Annotated in this window: 18 protein-coding genes and 1 pseudogene; 6 read left to right on the forward strand and 13 right to left on the reverse strand. The window is 58.3% G+C overall.

What is annotated here, in order from left to right:
* From ACF0H7_RS22785 to ACF0H7_RS22800, 4 genes are all read right to left on the reverse strand, one after another.
* Positions 1–1,110 carry a flagellar basal body P-ring protein FlgI gene (locus tag ACF0H7_RS22785; protein WP_397449113.1) on the reverse strand — a complete coding sequence of 370 codons (1,110 nt, stop codon included), beginning with the start codon at positions 1,108–1,110 and terminating at the stop codon, positions 1–3.
* 13 nt (positions 1,111–1,123) lie between these two features.
* The gene (flgH, locus tag ACF0H7_RS22790; protein WP_397449114.1) at positions 1,124–1,837 is read right to left on the reverse strand and encodes a flagellar basal body L-ring protein FlgH; all 714 of its coding nucleotides are present in this window, start codon (positions 1,835–1,837) and stop codon (positions 1,124–1,126) included.
* 93 nt (positions 1,838–1,930) lie between these two features.
* Positions 1,931–2,719, reverse strand: a complete 789-nt coding sequence (gene flgG, locus ACF0H7_RS22795; RefSeq protein WP_397449115.1) for a flagellar basal-body rod protein FlgG — start codon at positions 2,717–2,719, stop codon at positions 1,931–1,933.
* A gap of 46 nt (positions 2,720–2,765) precedes the next feature.
* A complete protein-coding gene (locus tag ACF0H7_RS22800; protein WP_397449116.1) occupies positions 2,766–3,503 on the reverse strand; it encodes a flagellar basal body rod protein FlgF in 738 nt (245 codons plus the stop codon).
* A 271-nt stretch (positions 3,504–3,774) separates the two neighbouring features.
* Between ACF0H7_RS22800 and ACF0H7_RS22805 the strand changes: the two genes are divergently transcribed.
* Complete coding sequence (locus ACF0H7_RS22805) at positions 3,775–3,984, forward strand: hypothetical protein (RefSeq protein WP_397449117.1); 210 nt, start codon at positions 3,775–3,777, stop codon at positions 3,982–3,984.
* Between the two features lie 131 nt (positions 3,985–4,115).
* Here ACF0H7_RS22805 and ACF0H7_RS22810 read toward each other — a convergent pair whose 3' ends face one another.
* From ACF0H7_RS22810 to ACF0H7_RS22840, 7 genes are all read right to left on the reverse strand, one after another.
* On the reverse strand, positions 4,116–5,951 hold the full coding sequence (locus ACF0H7_RS22810) for a flagellar hook-basal body complex protein (protein WP_397449118.1): 1,836 nt from the start codon (positions 5,949–5,951) through the stop codon (positions 4,116–4,118).
* Between the two features lie 219 nt (positions 5,952–6,170).
* Complete coding sequence (flgE, locus tag ACF0H7_RS22815; RefSeq protein ID WP_397449119.1) at positions 6,171–7,484, reverse strand: flagellar hook protein FlgE; 1,314 nt, start codon at positions 7,482–7,484, stop codon at positions 6,171–6,173.
* A 28-nt stretch (positions 7,485–7,512) separates the two neighbouring features.
* Positions 7,513–8,208, reverse strand: a complete 696-nt coding sequence (locus tag ACF0H7_RS22820) for a flagellar hook assembly protein FlgD (RefSeq protein ID WP_397449120.1) — start codon at positions 8,206–8,208, stop codon at positions 7,513–7,515.
* 15 nt (positions 8,209–8,223) lie between these two features.
* Positions 8,224–8,667, reverse strand: coding sequence for a flagellar basal body rod protein FlgC (flgC, locus tag ACF0H7_RS22825; protein WP_397449121.1), 444 nt, complete (start codon positions 8,665–8,667; stop codon positions 8,224–8,226).
* 3 nt (positions 8,668–8,670) lie between these two features.
* The gene (gene flgB / locus ACF0H7_RS22830; protein WP_397449122.1) at positions 8,671–9,081 is read right to left on the reverse strand and encodes a flagellar basal body rod protein FlgB; all 411 of its coding nucleotides are present in this window, start codon (positions 9,079–9,081) and stop codon (positions 8,671–8,673) included.
* A gap of 259 nt (positions 9,082–9,340) precedes the next feature.
* Positions 9,341–10,168 (reverse strand): protein-glutamate O-methyltransferase CheR, encoded by an 828-nt coding sequence (gene cheR, locus ACF0H7_RS22835; protein WP_397449123.1) that lies wholly within the window; start codon positions 10,166–10,168, stop codon positions 9,341–9,343.
* A gap of 53 nt (positions 10,169–10,221) precedes the next feature.
* Entirely contained in the window at positions 10,222–11,148 is a 927-nt protein-coding gene (locus ACF0H7_RS22840) for a chemotaxis protein CheV (RefSeq protein WP_397449124.1), read from the reverse strand.
* Between the two features lie 44 nt (positions 11,149–11,192).
* Here ACF0H7_RS22840 and flgA point away from each other — a divergent pair, with 44 nt between their 5' ends.
* From flgA to ACF0H7_RS22860, 4 genes are all read left to right on the forward strand, one after another.
* Entirely contained in the window at positions 11,193–11,990 is a 798-nt protein-coding gene (flgA, locus tag ACF0H7_RS22845; RefSeq protein WP_397449125.1) for a flagellar basal body P-ring formation chaperone FlgA, read from the forward strand.
* A 142-nt stretch (positions 11,991–12,132) separates the two neighbouring features.
* Positions 12,133–12,456, forward strand: coding sequence for a flagellar biosynthesis anti-sigma factor FlgM (gene flgM / locus ACF0H7_RS22850; protein WP_397449126.1), 324 nt, complete (start codon positions 12,133–12,135; stop codon positions 12,454–12,456).
* Positions 12,457–12,506: 50 nt separating this feature from the next.
* Positions 12,507–12,974 carry a flagella synthesis protein FlgN gene (locus ACF0H7_RS22855; protein WP_397449127.1) on the forward strand — a complete coding sequence of 156 codons (468 nt, stop codon included), beginning with the start codon at positions 12,507–12,509 and terminating at the stop codon, positions 12,972–12,974.
* A gap of 83 nt (positions 12,975–13,057) precedes the next feature.
* The gene (locus ACF0H7_RS22860) at positions 13,058–13,807 is read left to right on the forward strand and encodes a flagellar brake protein (RefSeq protein ID WP_397449128.1); all 750 of its coding nucleotides are present in this window, start codon (positions 13,058–13,060) and stop codon (positions 13,805–13,807) included.
* 713 nt (positions 13,808–14,520) lie between these two features.
* Here the strand turns inward: ACF0H7_RS22860 and ACF0H7_RS22865 are convergent.
* Together ACF0H7_RS22865 and ACF0H7_RS22870 are read right to left on the reverse strand one after the other, a co-directional pair.
* Positions 14,521–15,843 carry an MFS transporter gene (locus ACF0H7_RS22865; RefSeq protein ID WP_397449129.1) on the reverse strand — a complete coding sequence of 441 codons (1,323 nt, stop codon included), beginning with the start codon at positions 15,841–15,843 and terminating at the stop codon, positions 14,521–14,523.
* A gap of 72 nt (positions 15,844–15,915) precedes the next feature.
* Positions 15,916–16,102: pseudogene (locus ACF0H7_RS22870) on the reverse strand (glutamine synthetase); the annotation flags it as partial.
* A 199-nt stretch (positions 16,103–16,301) separates the two neighbouring features.
* On the opposite strand from ACF0H7_RS22870, the gene ACF0H7_RS22875 reads away from it, so the two are divergent.
* A complete protein-coding gene (locus tag ACF0H7_RS22875) occupies positions 16,302–19,853 on the forward strand; it encodes a glycosyltransferase (protein WP_397449130.1) in 3,552 nt (1,183 codons plus the stop codon).
* Positions 19,854–20,017 lie beyond the last annotated feature (164 nt).

Below are 20,017 nucleotides of genomic sequence, written 5' to 3' on the forward strand. Positions count from 1 at the left end.
TTAGATCACGATCAGGTCGGCTTGCAAGGCGCCGGCCTGTTTCAATGCTTCTAGAATCGCCATCAAGTCACCCGGCGCCGCCCCCACCTGGTTGACCGCACGCACGATCTCATCCAGCGTGGTGCCCGGACCGAACTTGAACATCGGGTGCAGTTCTTGCGCGGCATTGATCCGCGAGCGTGGCACCACGGCGGTCTGGCCGTTGGACAGCGGACCTGGCTGGCTGACGATCGGGTCTTCGGTAATGGTCACGGTCAGGCTGCCGTGGGTCACGGCGGCGGGCGACACTTTCACGTTCTGGCCGATGACGATGGTGCCAGTCCGCGAGTTGATGATGACCTTGGCCGAGGTCTGGCCTGGATCGACTTCCAGGTTTTCCAGCATCGACAGGTAATCAACACGCTGGTTGGGGTCCAGTGGCGCCGTGACGCGCACCGATCCGCCATCCAGTGCCTGAGCAACACCAGGGCCGAGCATGTCGTTGATTTTATCAACGATGCGCTTGGCGGTGGTGAAGTCGGAGCGATTGAGGTTCAGCGTCAGGCTGTTGCCCTGGTTGAAACCACTCGGCACCGCGCGTTCCACCGAAGCACCCCCCGGAATACGACCCGACGACGGAACGTTGACGGTGATCTTCGAACCGTCGCGGCCTTCAGCGTCAAAACCACCGACCACCAGGTTGCCCTGAGCAATCGCATAGACGTTGCCGTCGACACCTTTCAACGGGGTCAGCAACAGGCTACCGCCGCGTAGGCTTTTCGAGTTACCGATGGACGACACGGTGATATCGACCATCTGCCCCGGCTTGGAGAACGCCGGCAGGTCGGCATACACCGCCACCGCCGCGACGTTTTTCAACTGCACGGTGCCGGAACCCACCGGCACCTTGATACCGAACTGGGCCAGCATGTTATTGAAGGTTTGCAGGGTGAACGGGGTCTGGGTGGTTTGGTCACCCGTGCCGTTCAGACCCACCACCAGACCGTAGCCGATCAATTGGTTGGTCCGCACGCCGGAAATACTGGCAATGTCCTTCAACCGCTCGGCGTGTACACCGCAGGCGGTGGACAGCAGCAGCACCGCAGCCATCAGTTGCTTGAACTTGATCATGTCTATCCCGCTATTAAAAAGGGAACAACGGGCTGAGGAATAAACGATCGAACCACCCCGGCTGGCTGGAATCGGCAAACGAACCGGTTCCCGAATAGGTGATGCGTGCGTCGGCCACTCGGGTGGATGACACGGTGTTATCAGTGGCAATGTCGTCGGCACGTATCAAACCGGCAATACGCACCAGCTCATCACCGGTGTTCAACGTCATCCATTTCTCGCCGCGCACCGCGAGGATACCGTTAGGCAACACCTCGGCCACGGTGACGGTGACGGAACCGGTCAGGCTGTTGCTCTGCGCCGCCTTGGCATCACCCTTGGTGGTGCGCGCGCCGTTGTAGCCAACGTTCAAGCTCAAGTCGGCACCGCCCAACGGGTTGTTGGTCGTCAGGCCACCACCAAAGAACGAGGTCAGGCCAGTGGTGTTGCTGCTGTTCTTGGTGATGCCGTCGCTGGCCGCTTTGCTCGCGTCGGTTTTCTCCGACAGGGTAATGGTGATGATGTCACCCACCCGATAGGCCTTGCGGTCGTCATACAGGTTCTGTTCAAACCCGGCCTGATAAATCGAGCCGTTGTTCGCCGCCGACGGCAGTGGCGTTCGTGGCAACACCGGGGCGTAGAAAGGGTCATTGGGCTTGGCCACAGGCGCAACACAGCCAGCCAGAAGCACGGCGTCGAAAAGCACAGCCGCTAGCAGGGAAAGCCGCAGAACAGAAAGCCGTTTCATGACACTTAAAACCTCGCGGTGTAGCAGGTACTTATCAGGTACCCCATCGAATTGATCAGGTAGAGCGACAGGCCCATCAGGCCTGTCAGGGCATTACAGATTTTGTGTGATGTTCTGCAGCATCTGGTCAGCGGTCGAGATCACTTTGGAGTTCATCTCGTAGGCGCGCTGAGTGGTGATCATGTTCACCAACTCTTCAACGGTGCTCACGTTGGAGTTTTCCAGAGTGTTCTGCTGCATGGTGCCGAAACCGTTCAGACCTGGCGTACCGACCTGCGGCGCGCCGCTGGAAGCGGTTTCCAGGAACAGGTTGCTGCCTTCGGCCTGCAAGCCGGCCGGGTTGATGAAGTCAGCGGTCTGCAGGTTGCCGATGATCTGCGACGTAGCGTTGGCGCCCGCCAGAGTGATCGACACCGTGCCGTCCTGGCCGACGGTAAAGGTCTGCGCCTGTGCTGGCACGACAATCGCCGGCTCCAGCGCGTAACCGTTGGCGGTCACGATCTGGCCATTGGAGTCCAGGTGGAAAGTACCGTCGCGGCTGTAGGCGATGGTCCCGTCAGGCTGGCGAATCTGGAAAAAACCACGGCCGTTGACCGCGAGGTCGAGCGGGTTATCGGTGGTTTGCAGGCTGCCGGGGGTGAAGTTTTTCTGCGTGCCGACGATGCGCACACCGGTACCCAGTTGCAGACCGGACGGCAGTTCGCTGTCCTGGGTCGACTGAGCGCCGGGCTGGCGTTTGATCTGGTACAGCAGGTCCTGGAATTCGGCGCGATCACTTTTGAAACCTGTGGTCGAAACGTTGGCCAGGTTGTTGGAAATGGTGGTCAGGCTCATGTCCTGAGCGGCAAGACCGGTTTTGCTGACGTAAAGTGCCGGAAGCATTATTTCTCTCCTCGAGCGCCTGATTATCGGCGCAAGCTGTCAATGGTTAGCTCTGCAAGACTCGCGCCACGGAAGCATCGTTGTCTTCGGCGGTTTTCATCATCTTGACGTGCAATTCGAACTGGCGAGACAGCACCAGCACTGAGGTCATTTCTTCCACGGCATTGACGTTGCTCGCCTGCTGGAAGCCGGACTCGACTTGTACGTCCGCATCTGCGGCGGCAGGCTTGCCGTCCTTGGTGTGGATCAGGCCGTCGGCGCCTTTTTCCATGTTCTTCAGGTCAGGCTTGACCATCTTGATCCGGTCCACCTGGGCCAAGACTTGCGGCCCTTCGCCCATCGAGCGAACGGTGATCGTGCCGTCGGCACCGATCTCGATTTGTTGCTCGGGCGGCACGGCAATCGGCCCGCCATTGCCCACGACCGGCAAACCATTGCCAGTGCGCAACACGCCGAGGGCGTCAATGTTCAGACTCGCGGAGCGGGTATAAGCCTCGCCACCGTCCGGTGTCTGTACCGCAATCCAGCCATTGCCCTTGACGGCAACGTCCAGATCGCGACCGGTTTGCACCATCGCTCCGTCAGAGAAGTCGGTGCCCGGACGCTCACTCATGGCATAGGCACGCGACGGCATTACCTCACCAAATACCGGCATCGAGCGCGCCTGTTCAAGGTCACGCTGAAAACCGTTGGTAGAGACGTTTGCCAGGTTGTTGGCATGAGCCTTTTGCGCGATGGCGTTCTCGGACGCTCCGCTCATTGCCACGTAAAGCAACTTGTCCACAGTCTTCCTCCTCTGACAGACGTTTGCCGCCTGTAGCTGTTCTATTCACGTCGAAGCAATATTCGAACCAACTTGTCGAGGCTGATACAAAGCCTTGATTCACCTGCATTCCCGAGGGCAAACCCGCGACCGAAAAATCAGGGTGCCGGGAAGGCGGCGGTGGACTGCCACATTTGCCGTGAACAGCCTCCCGCGCCGCCAAAAAAACTTCACTCGTGCGCGAAAACCTACACAACGCGATACCATGGCAAGCAGTCGTCTCGAGGTCCTTATGCGCGTGCGAATCCGCTTCACCTTGCCGCTGCTCGCCAGCCTGATCACCACCCCACTCCCCGCCTTTGCCGGCACCGCGCCCTGGTACAAATGGCAAGGCACATCGCGAGTGGTATGCCTGCAATATGTGAACCCGAAATGGGCCTTCAAACTAGTGGACGGGCCGTACCGGGATGCGACCTGCAAGGTTCGTGGGCAACCGAGTTAATGCGTGATCCCCCCCCCCGCCGACTGTGTAGGAGCTAACTTGTTAGCGAGCAGGTTGACGCGGTACATCAGGCACGCCACCTCGCGAACAAGTTCGCTCCTACACAGAACTGCGACTTAAAGACCTGCCAATTAAATCGCCTGAATCAACGTCTGCATCAACGTCGCCTCGGTGGACAGCACCTTGGAGTTGGCCTGATACGCGGTTTGCGTCACGATCAGGTCTACCAGCTCCTCGGTCAGTTTCACGTTCGATCCCTCCAGCGAACCGGAGACCACACTGCCCAAGGTGCCTTCGGAGGGTGAGCCGATGTTGGCCATGCCGGAGGCGTTGGTTTCTCTCCAGCGGTTGTTGGCATCCTGCTTCAGACCCTGTTCATTGGCGAAGCTGGCGAGCAGCACCTGGCCGATGTTCTTGCTTTGGCTGTTACTGAATCCGGCCCTCAGAAAGCCATCTTTATCGACACTGATCGAGCTGAGTTCACCCGCGGCATGGCCGTCTTGTACCGCTGAAGATCTGGCCGTCGCGGCGTTGTATTGCGTCAGGGCATTGAAGTCGAGCGCGAGTCCGGTGGCACTGCCCTGGGCGCCATTGGACAACCATTTCTCACTGAACTTGCCCGCGTCCGTGACCCGCGCCGGCACCCAACCGTTCAAGGTCAGGATGTTGTTGCGCACGGTCAATTGGTCGCTGCCGACAATCGAGCGAAGTGAGCCGTCAGGGTTGAAGGTGATGCTGGCGGAGAGCGGAGCGGTGCTTTGCGGCGCGACCGGATTGCGGCCATTGACCAGCAGATGCAGATCCCAGCGGTTGTCGTCACCCTTGACGAAGTATTGGTTCAGCTCATGCATATTGCCGAGGCTGTCATACAGCTGGACCGAGTAGGTTTTGCTGAAGGTGGTGATGTTTGTCGGATCGAATGCGGGGGCGGTGCGGGCCATGAGCGCATCGGCCGGATCGACGCCATTGACGCTACCATCACTGACCGACAGCATCACTTGACCGCCGTTGCCTGCCAGGCTGGCCGTCCACATACCATCAACCAATCGCGCAGGCTTCCAGCCCTCCAGACTGAACGCTTTCTCACCCGCGCCCTGGATCGCCTTACTGTCCTCAGCCACGGAGTAGCCGCCGTTTTCCCGCTGAGTTACGGTGGCCTTGAGCGGCGAAGAACTGGCAGGATTCAGCGGATGACGCCCATCGATCAGGGTGTACATTGACCATTGGTTGTCCTCGGTTTTAACGAAGTATTGCTTGAGCTCATGCTCGGCGGGTGGAATGGCTTCCCGCCCCTTGACCCGCAGTGCCTCCTTCTCGTTTTTCTTCTCCTTGTCGCTGTTTTCGAAGTACTTGGCCTTAACCTCCTTAACCTCCTCGGCCCCCGCATCCATAATCTTGCGACTAATAACCTTCGAATACGTCGTCGGATCATTCGGATCAAACACCGGCAACGCCGTCAACGATGGCTGCGACGCACTCAGATTAATCGTCTCGGTAATAGTCGACGTTACTTTCGAGGCCATGCTGCTGGTATCAATTTTCAAATCCGTACGCAGCCCATTGATAACATTACCGCGAGCATCGATACCGTAGCCCTGCAAACGACTGCCCTGATTATCGACAACAAAATCATTTTTATCTTTCAGGAAAGCACCCGCGCGAGTGTAACTAAGCCCGCTGTTATCGCTGACCATAAAAAAGCCATTGCCATGGATCTGAAAATCCAGCGGTCGCCCGGTATTGGAGCTGACCTCTCCCTGGCTAAAGTTCTGCGTAACATTGGCCAGCCGTACGCCACTGCCCACCGCATGCTGTCCGGAGCCGACCTTTGTCCCGGCGTAAATCGCGGCGAATTCCCCACGAGAGGACTTGTAGCCATGGGTGCCAACGTTGGCGATATTTTGACTGGTGATCTCGAGTCTTTTATGAGCAGCATTGAGCCCATTCAAAGCGGTGTTGAATGACATGAACACTCCTTGTCGCGTGAGCGACGCTCTCGTTAATGCACGGGTTAACGCAGTTTTTTTCTGCGTTAGTTATGGTCGCATTATCGAAAGTAGGAATTTTCTACGTCTATTGTGGGAATCAGCCTTAAAATAACGGAAGTTGTTTCGGCATTATTAAGAGCCATAAAAAAACCCCTTCGAAAAGGGGTTTTTCTTCAACACTACATCATGACGGTTTCATCAGGTCATCTGAATCAGAGTCTGCATGATAGTGCTTTGCGTCGAGATAGTTTTGGCGTTGGCCTGATAGTTACTTTGTTCCTGAATCAGGCTAACCAGTTCGCTGGTCAGGTCGACGTTGGAGTTTTCCAGCGTGTCGCCATTGATTGCACCCAGGGTGCCGGTTTCAGGCGCGCCGGTCACTGGAGCGCCCGATGCGAACGACTGTTTCCACATGGTGCCGCCCACAGGGATCAGGCCTTGCACGTTGGCGAAGTTAGTCAGCGACACCATGCCCAGGCTGCGCGATGGGCCGTTGGTGTAGGTGGCAAACAGGTTACCGCTGGCATCCACCGACATGTCTGCCAGCTGGCCCGATGGGTAACCGTCCGGGGTGTTGGTGATGATACCCGGAGCACCATTGGTCTGGGTCAGTTTCAACATATCCAGCTTGATACCGCCAGCATTGGCAACAGCACCGTTGGCGACCCAAGTGGTGGTCGTGCCTACCTGCGCGGCAGGCACCCAGTTATTCAGGGTAAAGGTACCGTCAGGGTTGACGGCAATGTTACCGCCGGGAGTCAGCGCGCCCGTGTTCAACGAGCCATCGGAGTTGAACGTCAGCGTCGTCGAATCCGGTACGGTTGAAGCCGGGTTGGCCGCATTACGACCGTCGACCAGCGTGTACATCTGCCACGTGTTGGTAGCCGTCTTGGCGTAGTACTGGTTCATGTTGTGGGTATTACCCTGACTGTCGACAAACTGGGTATTCCACGTCGACGTGTACGAGTCAGTGTTGGTTGGATCGAACGGCGAAATCTTTACCACGGCATCCGAGGAGTTCAGGTTCGCCGCCATGGTGGTCTTGGTGGTCGGCTTGGCCGGCTGGTTCGACGAGTCGATACGCAGGTTGGTCAACGAACCAGTGGCGATGTTGCCATTGGCATCGACGCTATAACCCTGCAGATTATTGCCGTCGTTATCGACGATGAAGCCCTGGCTGTCGGTATGGAATGCGCCGGCACGGGTATACAGCGCCTCACCGTTTTTGCTGACCTGGAAGAAGCCGTTGCCCTGGATGGCCAGGTCGAGGCTGCGGTTAGTCCCGGTGGACATGGTGCCCTGAGTGAACTGCTGAGAAACAGCGGCCACTTTCACGCCGCTGCCGACGTTAGTAGTGCCGGAGGTACCGCGAATCGACGCCGCGTACTGGTCCTGGAACTCGGTCCGGGACGATTTGAAACCGGTGGTCGCGACGTTGGCAATGTTGTTGCCGGTAACGTCGAGACTTTTGTTGGCCGCGTAGAGCCCACTAAGACCGATACTGAATGACATCTTTCGCTCCTTCGCCGTCTAGTCGGCTCTATATACCAACAGTTTGTACTTTGGACAGGCCGACACTGGTGCCACCTGCCAGATTAAGAGTCATTTCCGCGCCTGCCGTACCTACCGTCACACTGCTGACGGTCGCAGGCAACAGCGTTTTCACCGAGCCAGGGGTGCCGCCCACGGTGGCTGTCGCGACAAAACTGTAGTTACCGGACGCCTGTACCGTGCCGTCAGTGGACTTGCCATCCCAAGTAAAGGAGGTGTTGCCCGCTGGCTGCGTACCGAGGTCGACCGTGGAGACCTGGACGCCCTTGCTGTCGTATACCTTGACCGTCGTTGCCGTACTCGACGATGGTAGAACCACCGTGCCAGTGAGCCCCTTGCTGGTATCGACGTTGGTGGCGCCGGTATCGACAACCACCGAGCGCCCGACCAGTGCCGACGCCTGCAGGGCCTGGGACGACTGATATTGGCTGGCAATGCTGTCGACCGAAGTACTCAGGTTCTGCGTCGCTTCCAGGCTACTGAACTGAGCCAGTTGCGCCACGAACGCGGTGTTGTCCTGCGGGGACAAAGGGTCCTGGTTCTTCAGCTGCGTTACCAACAACTGCAGAAAGGCATCTTTGCCCAGCGCAGAAGTGCCTGTTGGATTGGACGCTGAAGCTGCCTGTGACGACAGCTGATCAACAACCGACTGGGCGGTATTGTTGTTGACGTTAGTAGTACTCATCGACTGCGCCTCTTGTTACTGACCGAGGGTCAGAACCTTCTGCATCATGGTTTTGGCGGTGTTCATCATGTCCGCGTTAGTCTGGAACGAGCGACTGGCTGAAATCATGTCCGCCATCTCTTGCACCACGTTGACGTTCGGGTAGTAGACATAACCGTTCTTGTCGGCCGCCGGATGATTCGGCTCATAGCGCGCTTCGAGGTTGCCTTGATCCTGAACAATCCCGGCCACCTGAACGCCTTGACCGGCCTGGCCCTGATCGGCAAACAGCGAACCGCTGTCGCCATCGGCCTGACCCTGCATCACGGTGGAGAACACCGGGTGACGCGCGCGGTAAGTCTGATCCATGCTCGATGACACGGTTTCGGCGTTGGCGATGTTACTGGCCACGGTGTTCAAGCGAGTGGTCTGTGCGCTCATGCCGCTACCGGCAATGTTGAAAACGCTGGCAAGAGACATGAATTACTCTCCACGAAGGGCTGAAACCAACCCTTTGAATCTGTTGTTAAGAAGGGTGAAACTGGCCTGGAAACCCACCGAGTTCTGCGCGTAGTTGGCCTGTTCGACCTGCGCATCGACGGTGTTCTGGTCCAGCGACGGCTGGCTCGGAGTGCGGTACAGCAAGGTACCGTCGGTGTCGGCCAGACCGTCCGCTTCGATGTGGCGGCTGTTGGTGGTATTCAGGGCGAATGTGCCGCCGTTCTTGGTCTTGTCGGCCTGCGCTGCCAACACGGCCGAGAATTCAAGATCCCGGGCCTTGTAGTTGGGGGTATCGGCGTTGGCGATGTTGTTGGCCAAGACTTCGGCACGCTGGGCGCGAAACGCCAGTGCTTGCTCGTGGATACCTAGCGCTTTATCGAAGCTGATGCTCATGTCGGGAAACCTTTAGCGGCTGACCTGATTTTCGTACATGAGACATAGCAATCAGCGTGCCAGCTTGTGCAACGCCGTATTTCAAGGGTTTGCGAGGTGTTGCCAGGCGGCAATGCCAGAAAAGCGGCAAGGCATTTCCGCTGAACACAGGCAAAGCGGCAATCCCGGCGCCGCTTTTTTGCCATGTGCGCTGCCGGTGGTTTTGCCGGCATAAAAAAGGAGACCCAAGGTCTCCTTCTCTATGGTCAGACCCCGGCGCTTATTTCGCCTGGTAGATGATCCCCGGACTGCACTGAACCATCTGGTAATGATCCGGCAAACCGTTGAGCGCTTCAGAAGCGCCAAGGAACAGGTAACCGCCCGGCTTCAAGGTGCTGTGAATGCGCAGCAGGATGTCTTTCTTCACTTCGGCAGAGAAGTAGATCAGCACGTTGCGGCAGAACACGATGTCGAACTTGCCCAGGCTGGCGTAGCTGTCGAGCAGGTTGAAGGAGCGGAACTCCACGCGACTTTTGATCGGCGCCTTGATCGCCCAGCGGCCCGGAGCCTTGGTATCGAAATAGCGTTGCAGGCGCTCCGGGGAAAGCCCGCGACCGATGGCCAGGCTGTCGTATTCACCCGACTTGCAGTTGGTCAACATGCTCCCGGACAAGTCAGTGGCAACGATCTGCACACCACTTTTTAGCTGACCCATGTTGGTTCGCTCGAACTCATCGATCGACATCGACAGCGAGTACGGTTCCTGCCCCGACGAACAGGCCGCCGACCAGATCCGCAGACGCTGATTCGGGCTGGCCTTGATCGCCTCGGGAAGTACTTTGTTCTTCAGTACTTCGAACGGATAGGTGTCACGAAACCACAGGGTTTCGTTGGTGGTCATTGCGTCCACCACCTGCTCGCGCAAACCGCTGCGTGGCTGGGACTGGATACGCTGAATCAACTCGCCCAGGGATTTGAAGCCCTGCTGCTCCATCAGCTTGTTGAGACGGCTGGAGACCAGGTACTGCTTGTTTTCACCCAGCAAGATGCCACAGGCTTTTTCCAGGAAAACCCGGAACTGTTCGAAATCCAAATTACCCGTAGACAAAGAAACCGCCTCTTAAATCGTGTGTACCAACGGCGGGCGAGGCCCGCCGGTGACTATTGCGCTGCTTTGATCCTGTCGACCACCCGGGAGGCGAGGTCATCAGGGCGGAACTTGGCAAGAAAGTCATCAGCGCCGACTTTCTTGACCATGGCCTGGTTGAACACACCCGACAACGAAGTATGCAGGATGATATGTAACTTTTGCATGCGCGGATCGCTGCGAATCTCCGCGGTGAGGGTATAGCCATCCATTTCCGGCATTTCGATGTCTGAAATCATCATCAAAAATTCTTCTTCGGGCTTCTTTCCCTCGTCGACCATTTTGCGCAGATACTCCAGCGCCTGGCGACCGTCATTCAATGCCACCACTTCGACACCGACCGTTTGCAGGCAACGCGACACCTGTTTGCGTGCCACTGACGAGTCATCGACCGTCAGTACGCGCAACGACAGCGCCTTGGTCTGCGTCTCGACATCAACGACGCCGACCGAAATATTTTCCGACGTGGGCGCCACTTCGGAGAGGACTTTCTCCACGTCGATGATTTCCACCAACTGGTTGTCGACCCGCGTCACCGCCGTCAGGTAGTGATCGCGACCGGTGCCCTTGGGTGGTGGATGGATCTCTTCCCAGTTCATATTGACGATGCGTTCGACGGAATGCACCAGGAAGCCCTGAATCTTGGTGTTGTACTCGGTAATGATGACAAAGGTGTCGCTGATGTCCTGCAGCGCCTTGGCGCCTGTGGCCAATGCCAGATCAATGATCGGAATGGTCGCCCCACGAATACTTGCAACACCACGCACCACTGGGCTGGACTTGGGCATCACGGTCAGCTTGGGGCATTGCAGCACCTCCTTGACCTTGAACACGTTAATTCCATACAGCTGCTGTCCGTTGAGACGGAACAACAACAGTTCAAGGCGGTTTTGCCCTACCAGTTGAGTGCGCTGGTTCACCGAATCCATTACACCAGCCATGCTCTGACTCCTAAATCAAAAGCTTCGAACCGATACCTGCTTAAATGACGAAGCGGCACGGGGCTTGCTTTTTAACTGTTATGAACGCAAAAACGACATTTTTCCGACGCATGGCAAACTTCCTGGGCAGCTTACACTGCATGGTCGCAGTGCTGTGGCTTTTCACCGCCTGCCAAGCCGCGCAGGCCGTGACTTTAAGCATACCTGACCAGCTTATCGGCGTGACCCAAGGGTTTCTTGAATTCGCTGTCGAGGACTATCAAGCCACAACTCAAACCGAAGGTCGCTATCAAATTCAGGTCAACGCCCTGGACCCACGGCTGACGCTCACACAGTGTGACAAGGAATTGACAGCCAGCCTCGAAAGCCCCGCCCAGCCCATCGGCCGGGTGACCGTCAAAGTGCGCTGTGAAGGCTCGCTACCGTGGACGGTGTACGTGCCGGCCCAGGTACATTTATTTCGTCAGGTGGTGGTGGTTAAACGGCCGATCCGCCGCGACAGCGTGATTGTCGATGAAGACGTGTTCCTCACCGAACGCGACATCAGCCAGATGCCACAAGGCTATATGACCTCCCTCGAAGAAGCCGTCGGCCAAAAAGCCACCCGGCAAATGGTCAACGGGCAGATCCTCACGCCGCTGCAACTGGAGCAGGCGGAAGTCATTCGCAAAGGCGATCAGGTGATCATCACGGCCAAAAGCGGCAGCCTGCAGGTCAGGATGCCCGGCGAAGCGCTGTCCAATGGCGGGATGAACGAGCAAATCAGAATACGGAACCTCAACTCGCAGCGAGTGATCAAAGCACGCGTCACGGCACCGGGGCAGGTTGAAGTGTCCCTGTGATCACTGGCATGATCACGCAGTGTTTCCTAGACTCTGCGGACAACTGCGGCGCATTGGATTTCTCGTTGAGAAAAGCGCCTAAAGGTTTCTTGTGTTTGGCCGAAAACAAGGCAAGCGTCCAAACACCTAGAGGTTTTGAATAATGGTTATCGACTTTAGTCGTCTAAACAGCTCTACATCCATCACGAACAGCTCGCGCACCGGAACAGCCAAGGAAACCGGCACTGCCGAGACCTCGTCCAGCGCGAAACCTGCGACTGAAAGTGTGAGCGCATCCAGTGGGGAAGCCGTGCATCTCAGTGACGAGGCTCAGCGACTGCAATCGATCAGCGACAAAGTGCGCGACCAACCAGTGGTCAACAGCGCCCGCGTTGCCGAACTGAAACAAGCGGTTGCCGACGGCAGCTACAAAGTCGACAGCAGTCGCGTCGCCAGCAAACTGCTTAACTTCGAAGCCCAGCGCTAGCCACAGGCTCGCGCCCGGGCTTTTGGACGCCTAAAAACCCAGAGCCAGCCATGCACGACACTACTCTGCTGCAACTGATCACCGATGACCTCGCTCCCGCACAACAACTGCTGGAGCTTTTGCGGGCAGAATCGCTGGCCTTGCATGGTCGCGATATGTTCTTGCTGGAAAACATCTTGGCGCAGAAGCAGGCGTTGGTGATCATGCTCGAACAACGTGGCCGCAAGCGCAGCCAGATCCTGGCCAGCCTCAACCTGAGCCCCGATCGCGCGGGCCTGGAACAACTGGCTAGCCATTCGTCGGTTGGCGAAGCACTCCTCACCCAAGGCGACACCTTAAGCGCATTGATGAGCGATTGCCGCGCGAGCAACGAACTCAATGGCGTGTCGATCCAGTACCAGCAGGCGACGACCGCGTCCCAGATGAGGATTCTCACGGGCGGCGATTCGCCAGCGCTGTATGACAACCGTGGATCAACCGCCAGGTTCAACAAGCCACGTCCACTGAGCCAGGCATAAATTTCCTGTATCAAGCCACCCAACATGCTGGCAAAATGCTAATGATCGCGTGCTAGCGTATTTTGCCTGGAGATGGATGAACCGTGTTCAATGCCTTAAGCGCGGAAGATGCTCCGCAACCCCCGAAGGTGCTCACTACACCTCTGGAAATTGCCGCCAATCTGCGGCTGCTGCTCGACAGCCATGACCCTCTGATTATTACCTTTCATGAGCGCACCCAGCGCTTTCAAAGCTATTTGACCGAAGTCGATCGCGACAGCGACAGCATCGCCCTGGATGAAATGATCCCGCGCGATGGCGAACGCTTCCTGGCCGCTGGCGAACCGTTTCGCGTTGAGGGCTTTCATGAAGGCGTGCGAATCGCCTGGGAATGCACCGAAGGTCTGAAGATCGAAGATGATGACGGTCACCGCAGCTACCACGGCAGCTTGCCGACGGAAGTGGTGTATCACCAGCGTCGCAATGCGTTTCGCGCGGCCTTGAAGCTGGCGCAATTGGTCAATGTGCAGATGAGCGGCGAGAAGCTCAAGACGGTGATAAACGGCAAACTGCTGGACGTTTCCGCTACCGGCTGCAAGCTGCGCTTCGACGGTGATATTTCCGGGAGTCTGCAACTGGGTCAGGTCTACGAGCGTTTCATCGCCGCCCTGCCCTTCGGCAGCATGACCACTCCGGTTGAACTGCGGTACCTGCATTTCGAAGAGAAGATCAACACCACCTTTGCTGGCGTGCGCTTTCACAACATGAGTGGGCTGGTGCAGCGTCAAGTTGAGCGGTTTGTGTATCAGCTGCAGCGTGAAGCGCGGCGGTTTGATAAGGATGATGATTTTTGATTACTGAGGTTTTTTAGTACATATCCGTTAGCGTGTTTAACCGGCAATACGGTTTCGCCCTTACGGCGAGTCCCTTTTTACAAACGCCTAAAAAGGAACCAAAAACGCTTGCCCCATCATCCGGCCCCTCGCTTAGGCTCGGCGTTCCTTCACTCCGGCGCTGTTCCGGGGGCACGCCACGACCCGCCATCCCTGGCGGGGGTCGTGGCTCGCTCGGCATCCATGCCTCGCGTCCCCCGGAACATCGCCTGCGTTCAGCCTCCTGAAAACGGGGCCTCTCCCGACCTCGGGATTCAATGCACTCAGGTTTATTGGTGAACACGGTCGTTGTAGGAGCTGCCGAAGGCTGCGAATGGCATTCAATCGCGGCGACCGGTGCCCGGTCGATCGCAGCCTTCGGCAGCTCCTACAGGGTTTTGATCTTGGCGATTCAACTGACGAAACACAAATATCGCCCCGTTCCCAGCAGGCCGAACGCAGGTCCTGTTCCGGGGGACGCTCGACATGGATGTCGAGCGAGCCGCGACCCCCGCCAGGGATGGCGGGTCGCGGCGTGCCCCCGGAACAGGACCGGAGTGAGGGCAGTCCGAGCCTAAGCGAGGACCCGGATGGCGGGGAAGGGCCTTTTGGTTACTTTTCGGCTCTTTTGGAAAAGTGACCCGCTGTAAAAGCGGAACCGTACTAACAGCTAAACGCAAACAACGGATATGTACTCAAATCGGAGCCTTTTCAACCGGCTCCCCCTCAGGCTCCAACTCAACCTCCGGCTCCACCGCCGTCTGCATCTGATCCTGAACCACCTGCTCATCCACCCGCGGATCCAGCGCCACCACCAAGGGTGAGCTGCACATACTCTCCGGCATGGCCACGTGATGCAGCGGAGCATCCTCGACCTGATGCAAGTTAGTCACCGACTTCGGCCGAATCCGAATCGCCAAACACAACGCCACCGCACTGACAAACGCATACAGCATATTGCTGCCAAACAGCTTCATCAGCACGCCCGCCGCGATGGGGCCGATACTGGCACCGATGCCATAAGTCATCAGCAACATCGCCGTCAGCGATACCCGACGCTCGCCCTCAACGTGGTCGTTGGAAAACGCCACCGCCAACGGGTACAGGGTAAATTGCAGCAAAGACGCAAAGAAGCCGACGATGAACAGTACCTCCAGCGGTAGGTCCTTCATGATCGCCAGCGGAAACGCCACCAATGCCAACGCACCGGCAAACCCACGGATCAACACCGCACGGTCATAACGGTCCGACAGACGACCCAACGGCCACTGCACCAGCAAGCCGGCAAGAATGCAGCTGCCCATGAACAAGCCCACTTCCTGGGTCGGCAGGCCTTGTTGCGACGCGTAGAGCGGTGCCAGGCCGTAGAACGAGCCGATTATCAACCCGGCGGTCAACACCGTGCTCAGGGATTGCGGCACACGCCGGATGAAAAATCGCGGTTCCAGCGGCGCCGGATGCAGGGGCGCCGGGTGAATGCTGCGGGTCAAGGCCACTGGCACCAGGCACAGGGCAAAGCACAACGCCACCAGCATCAACAGCTCAAGCCCCAACGCCGGGTGGATCACCAGAATCAGTTGCCCCAGTACCAGCCCGAGGTACGACGCGATCATGTAGCCGCTGAACACCACCCCACGTTGCTTGGCTTGCGCCTGCTCGTTGAGCCAGCTTTCGATGACCATGTACTGGCACATCATGCCCAGGCCGACGATCATCCGCAGGAACAGCCAGGCCGGCAGCCAGTCAATCAATCCATGCCCGAGCACCGCCGCACTGACGATCCCGGCACAGGTGGCGTAGGCCCGAATGTGCCCGACCCGACCGATCAGGCGGTGACCGATCTTGCCACCCAGTACCAGGCCGAAGTAGTTGGCCGCCATCAGCCCGCCGACCCACAAGCCATCGACGTGGTCGGCCGCCAGACGCAAGGCCAGATAAGTACTTAGCAGGCCCGAACCGATGAGCATCATCAGCGATGCGAAATACAGCGCTCGAAAGGACTTCCAGATTTGGCGCATCGACGTTTCAGGCCTTTGAATAAGAAGAAGCAAAAAGCGGCGCCACCCAGCTGGACAGCGCCTGCACGACAGTTAAGCCTGAGCGGCCAGCACGCGCCTCTCCCAGGGTGTAATTTCGTCGAAAAAAGCTGGTCAGTTCCAGGCTCTTCGTCGCGATGTAGCCTTCGACAAACTGATTGCCGAAAAGCTCCTTCGCCGGTTGACTGCGTGTCAGACGCTCCAGAGCCGCCTTTAAGGTACAAGGTAACGACAAATCATCCGCTACGTCTATTTCACCGTAGAAAAAACGCACCGGCCGTTCGACTTATCAAGCGCAGCCGAAGCCGGATCGCAGTGGCACGTTGTTAACTGAATGGAATCCTCGGGTTGGCTGGCTTTTTGCTTTTCCAGCGCTACCTCCATCAACTGCCATTTAAGTGACAGTCGATCGCTTTTTCAGACGTAGACAGAGTACCCAGATGAATTCCACGCGACTGGTCAGCATCGTTATCCCGGCCTACAAACCCGATCATTTCGAAGCGACCCTGGTCAGTGCCTTGCGCCAGAACCACGATCAGATCGAGATCGTGATTTGCGACGACAGCCCTAGCGACGCGATTGCAGCCATCGTCGACCGCGTTCGCGTGACCAGCCCCTGGCCCATTCGCTATGTGCGCAACGAAGCGCGCCTGGGCAAGACGCAGACTCTGGCGCGCGGGATCGCCGAGGCCAGCGGGAACTACATCAAATTCCTCTACGACGATGACATCCTGTTTCCCGACTGCGTCGGCTTGCTGTTTGAGGCACTTGAACAGCATCCCGAGATCAGCCTCGCCAGCTCGCATCGGCAGTTCATCGACGAGCACAACAACTTCCTGCCGGACACACTGTCGACGCGTTTCCCGTTTGCCCAGAGCACGATCCTCGACGGCAAGGAGTTGCTGTTCTTCCTCGGCCAGCAACCGATCAACTTTATCGGCGAACCAAGCTCGGTCATGTGCCGACGTACCGACGTGCTGGCCTTGGGCGCGGAGCTGATGTCGCTTAAAGGTCAACTGCTGTCGGACCTGGCTGACCTGTCGCTCTACGTCAAGCTGCTGCGCCTGGGGCACCTGGCGATGATCGACCGCACCCTGTCCTGCGTGCGCATTTCGCAGCAGAACTACGCCCGGCGCGCGCAAGACACGATCAGTACCAAGCGACCTTCTCACGAACTGTTCCAGCGACAGATTGGCGAACTGGGATGGTTCAGGAACCTGAAAAGCCAAGGCGTCAGCGTCGCCTCGATGGCGCAACCGCACAGTTTTGCCAGTTTCGACCTGCTCGCGTATTTCCAGGGAACATCGCCGGGGCACGGTAGCGTCGGGAACGTCGAGGCCTGGCTGGCGAAACGTGTCCCCAGCGCCGCCCAGCAGTCACTGATCGAGCAGCGCCTCACTACACATCCAACGGTGCCGAATTTTCTGATCGTGGTGTCGGACCTGCGCAACCATCCAGAAAAGCTCGCCACCTCATTGCGCAGCCTGACCGCCAACGCGACGATCCTGCCGCAAGTCAGCGTCGTGGTGCTTTCAGACTACAACGACCTGCCTTACAGCCTCCTCGGCACGCGCCTGCAATGGCAGCAGGCGACACTGGACAGCCGCCCTTCCGTGCTCAACCGCCTGGTGGAGCAACTGGCGGCCGAGACCTGGGTGATGCTGGTGGACGCCGGCAGCGAATTCACTGCCAGCGGCCTGTTGAGCATCGCCCTTGAACTGACCGTCAACGCCGACCATCGCGCCTTTTACGCCGATGAACTGCATCGTCAGCCAAGCGGTGAACTGGGCGTGGTCCTGCGCCCGGACTTCAACCTCGACTATCTGCTCAGCTTCCCGATGGCCATGTCCCGGCACTGGTTGTTCCGTGCCGCCGAGCTGCAGAATATCGGCGGCTTCGCCACGGCCTACCCCGAAGCGCTGGAGCTGGACCTGATTCTGCGCCTGGTGGAAAACCATGGCCTGAAACGCCTGGGCCATATCAGTGAACCGCTGTTGATCGGCAGTCCGCTGGAACTGGAGCACAACCCGGACGAATTGGCGGTGCTGCAACGCCACCTGGACGTTCGCGGCTACCCCAACAGTGAGATCCTGCAGACCCTGCCACGGCGTTACCACATCCAGTACGGGCATACCGAGCAGCCGCTGGTCTCGATCATTGTGCCGACCAAGGATCACCTCAACCTGATCCGCCGCTGCGTCGAAAGCCTGCTGGAAAAAACCGCGTATCAGCATTACGAAATCCTGATCGTCGACAACAACAGCGAAGACCGCGAAACCCTGGAGTGGATGGCCGGGATCGATGCGATGGGTATCGATAAAATTCGCGTGCTGCGATACCCGCACCCGTTCAACTACTCGGCGATCAACAACATGGCCGCGCAGCAGGCACGGGGCGACTACCTGGTGCTGCTCAACGACGACACGGCGATTCTAAATGGCGAATGGCTGGACGAGCTGCTCAACCACGCCATGCGCCCCGAGGTCGGCATCGTCGGCGCACGCCTGCTGTACCCCAACGGCACCCTGCAACACGCCGGCGTGGTGCTCGGCATGGATGGCCCCGCAAAACATTTGTTCGGGGGCCAACCGCTATCGACACCCAGCTACATGCAACGCCTCGACGTGGATCAAAACTACAGCGTTGTCACCGCTGCGTGCTTGATGATCCGCACCTCCCTCTTCCATGGGGTGGGCGGGCTGGATGAGGAGAAATTCAAGGTATCCTACAACGACGTCGATCTGTGCCTGAAGGTCGGCGCGACGGGTCACCTGATCGTCTGGACGCCCCATGCGACGCTGTTGCACGTGCAGAACGTCAGCCAGGTCGACCTTGGGCTCGCGACAGGGCGGGCCAACGTCAAACGCTTTCTCGGCGAACAGGAAGCCTTGAACGCGAAATGGCAGTCGATCATCGGCAACGACCCGGCTTACAACAAAAACTTTGCGCTCAAGGGTCCGGATTTTGCCCTCGAGCAAAACATCGACCTGACCTGGCGCCCGCTGTCTTGGCGTCCGTTGCCGGTGGTGCTCGGCCATCCGGCACGGCCATGGGGTTCGGCGACGTATCGCTTGATCAAGCCGTTCCAGTCCCTGCGTGATCGGGCGCAGCTCGAAGGCGCGTTGAGCCCGCAGCTGCTGTCATTTGCCGAATTCGCCCGCTTCGATCCCGACGCGGTGATCCTGCAGCGGCGTTTGACTGAAGCCGAAATCGATGACATACGCATCATGAAAGCCTACACCCGGGCCTTCAAAGTCTATGAGCTGGATGAGCTGCCGATGCCTGGCAACAACCCCAGTGACGCACAGATCAGCGAAGCACTGGTCGCGCTGCACAGCGGCTTGAAACAGGTGGACCGCCTGGTAGTGTCCTCGTCAATCCTCGCCGATGCCCTGTCCGAGATGCACTCGAACATCCGGGTCATCGAAGACCGCTTGCCACAAGATTGGTGGCAAGCGCGGCGCTCGCTGCGTCGGCAAAGCAAAAAGCCACGGGTCGGCTGGGCCGGGGGCGCCAACCAACAGGACAACCTGCAACTGCTGATCGAGGTGGTGAAAACCCTGGCCCATGAAGTGGAGTGGGTGTTCATGGGCACCTGCCCGCCGGAGATCATTCCGTATATCCACGACTTCCGCCCCGAACCGGCCATCGAGTTCTACCCGGCGGCACTGGCCAGCCTCAACCTCGACCTGGCGCTGGCCCCAGTCAAGGACAGCCTGTTCCACGAACTCAGGAGCAACCTGATGCTGCTGAAATACGGGGCCTGCGGCATTCCCGTGGTGTGCAGTGACGTGCGCTGTTTCCAGGGTGAACTGAGCGTGACCCGAGTCAAGAACCAGACGGCAGATTGGGTCAACGCCATCCGCGCCCACCTGAATGACCGCGATGCCTCCGAACACATGGGCGATGAATTGCGCGGCCAGGTCATGGACCGCTGGATGCTGGATGACGCCCATCAGGATCGCTGGTTGGCGGCGTGGTTGCCGGACTAACAGCTTCGCAGGCGGCCTGTTCTCACGGTAGATCGGCGTATAACGCAGCTCCCCTGTAGGAGCTGCCGCAGGCTGCGATCGATCGCGAAGCGATCGCTGCGGTTGACGGCCAATCGCAGCCTTCGGCAGCGCTTGCAAAGCCAATGTGTATTGCCCGACCACTC

Origin of the sequence: Pseudomonas sp. NA-150, assembly GCF_044336365.1 — a bacterium.
Taxonomy (GTDB): Bacteria; Pseudomonadota; Gammaproteobacteria; order Pseudomonadales; family Pseudomonadaceae; genus Aquipseudomonas.

What these genes read in the sequence shown, in the direction of transcription:
- ACF0H7_RS22805 (WP_397449117.1), top strand. Translation starts at nt 3,775, where the DNA reads ATGCGCGTGCGAATCCGCTTCACCTTGCCGCTGCTCGCCAGCCTGATC.
- ACF0H7_RS22840 (WP_397449124.1), bottom strand. Translation starts at nt 11,148, where the DNA reads ATGGCTGGTGTAATGGATTCGGTGAACCAGCGCACTCAACTGGTAGGG.
- ACF0H7_RS22820 (WP_397449120.1), bottom strand. Translation starts at nt 8,208, where the DNA reads ATGAGTACTACTAACGTCAACAACAATACCGCCCAGTCGGTTGTTGAT.
- flgM (WP_397449126.1), top strand. Translation starts at nt 12,133, where the DNA reads ATGGTTATCGACTTTAGTCGTCTAAACAGCTCTACATCCATCACGAAC.
- ACF0H7_RS22785 (WP_397449113.1), bottom strand. Translation starts at nt 1,110, where the DNA reads ATGATCAAGTTCAAGCAACTGATGGCTGCGGTGCTGCTGCTGTCCACC.
- ACF0H7_RS22865 (WP_397449129.1), bottom strand. Translation starts at nt 15,843, where the DNA reads ATGCGCCAAATCTGGAAGTCCTTTCGAGCGCTGTATTTCGCATCGCTG.
- flgB (WP_397449122.1), bottom strand. Translation starts at nt 9,081, where the DNA reads ATGAGCATCAGCTTCGATAAAGCGCTAGGTATCCACGAGCAAGCACTG.
- flgG (WP_397449115.1), bottom strand. Translation starts at nt 2,719, where the DNA reads ATGCTTCCGGCACTTTACGTCAGCAAAACCGGTCTTGCCGCTCAGGAC.
- flgA (WP_397449125.1), top strand. Translation starts at nt 11,193, where the DNA reads ATGACGAAGCGGCACGGGGCTTGCTTTTTAACTGTTATGAACGCAAAA.
- flgE (WP_397449119.1), bottom strand. Translation starts at nt 7,484, where the DNA reads ATGTCATTCAGTATCGGTCTTAGTGGGCTCTACGCGGCCAACAAAAGT.
- ACF0H7_RS22855 (WP_397449127.1), top strand. Translation starts at nt 12,507, where the DNA reads ATGCACGACACTACTCTGCTGCAACTGATCACCGATGACCTCGCTCCC.
- ACF0H7_RS22875 (WP_397449130.1), top strand. Translation starts at nt 16,302, where the DNA reads ATGAATTCCACGCGACTGGTCAGCATCGTTATCCCGGCCTACAAACCC.
- ACF0H7_RS22810 (WP_397449118.1), bottom strand. Translation starts at nt 5,951, where the DNA reads ATGTCATTCAACACCGCTTTGAATGGGCTCAATGCTGCTCATAAAAGA.
- flgC (WP_397449121.1), bottom strand. Translation starts at nt 8,667, where the DNA reads ATGTCTCTTGCCAGCGTTTTCAACATTGCCGGTAGCGGCATGAGCGCA.
- flgH (WP_397449114.1), bottom strand. Translation starts at nt 1,837, where the DNA reads ATGAAACGGCTTTCTGTTCTGCGGCTTTCCCTGCTAGCGGCTGTGCTT.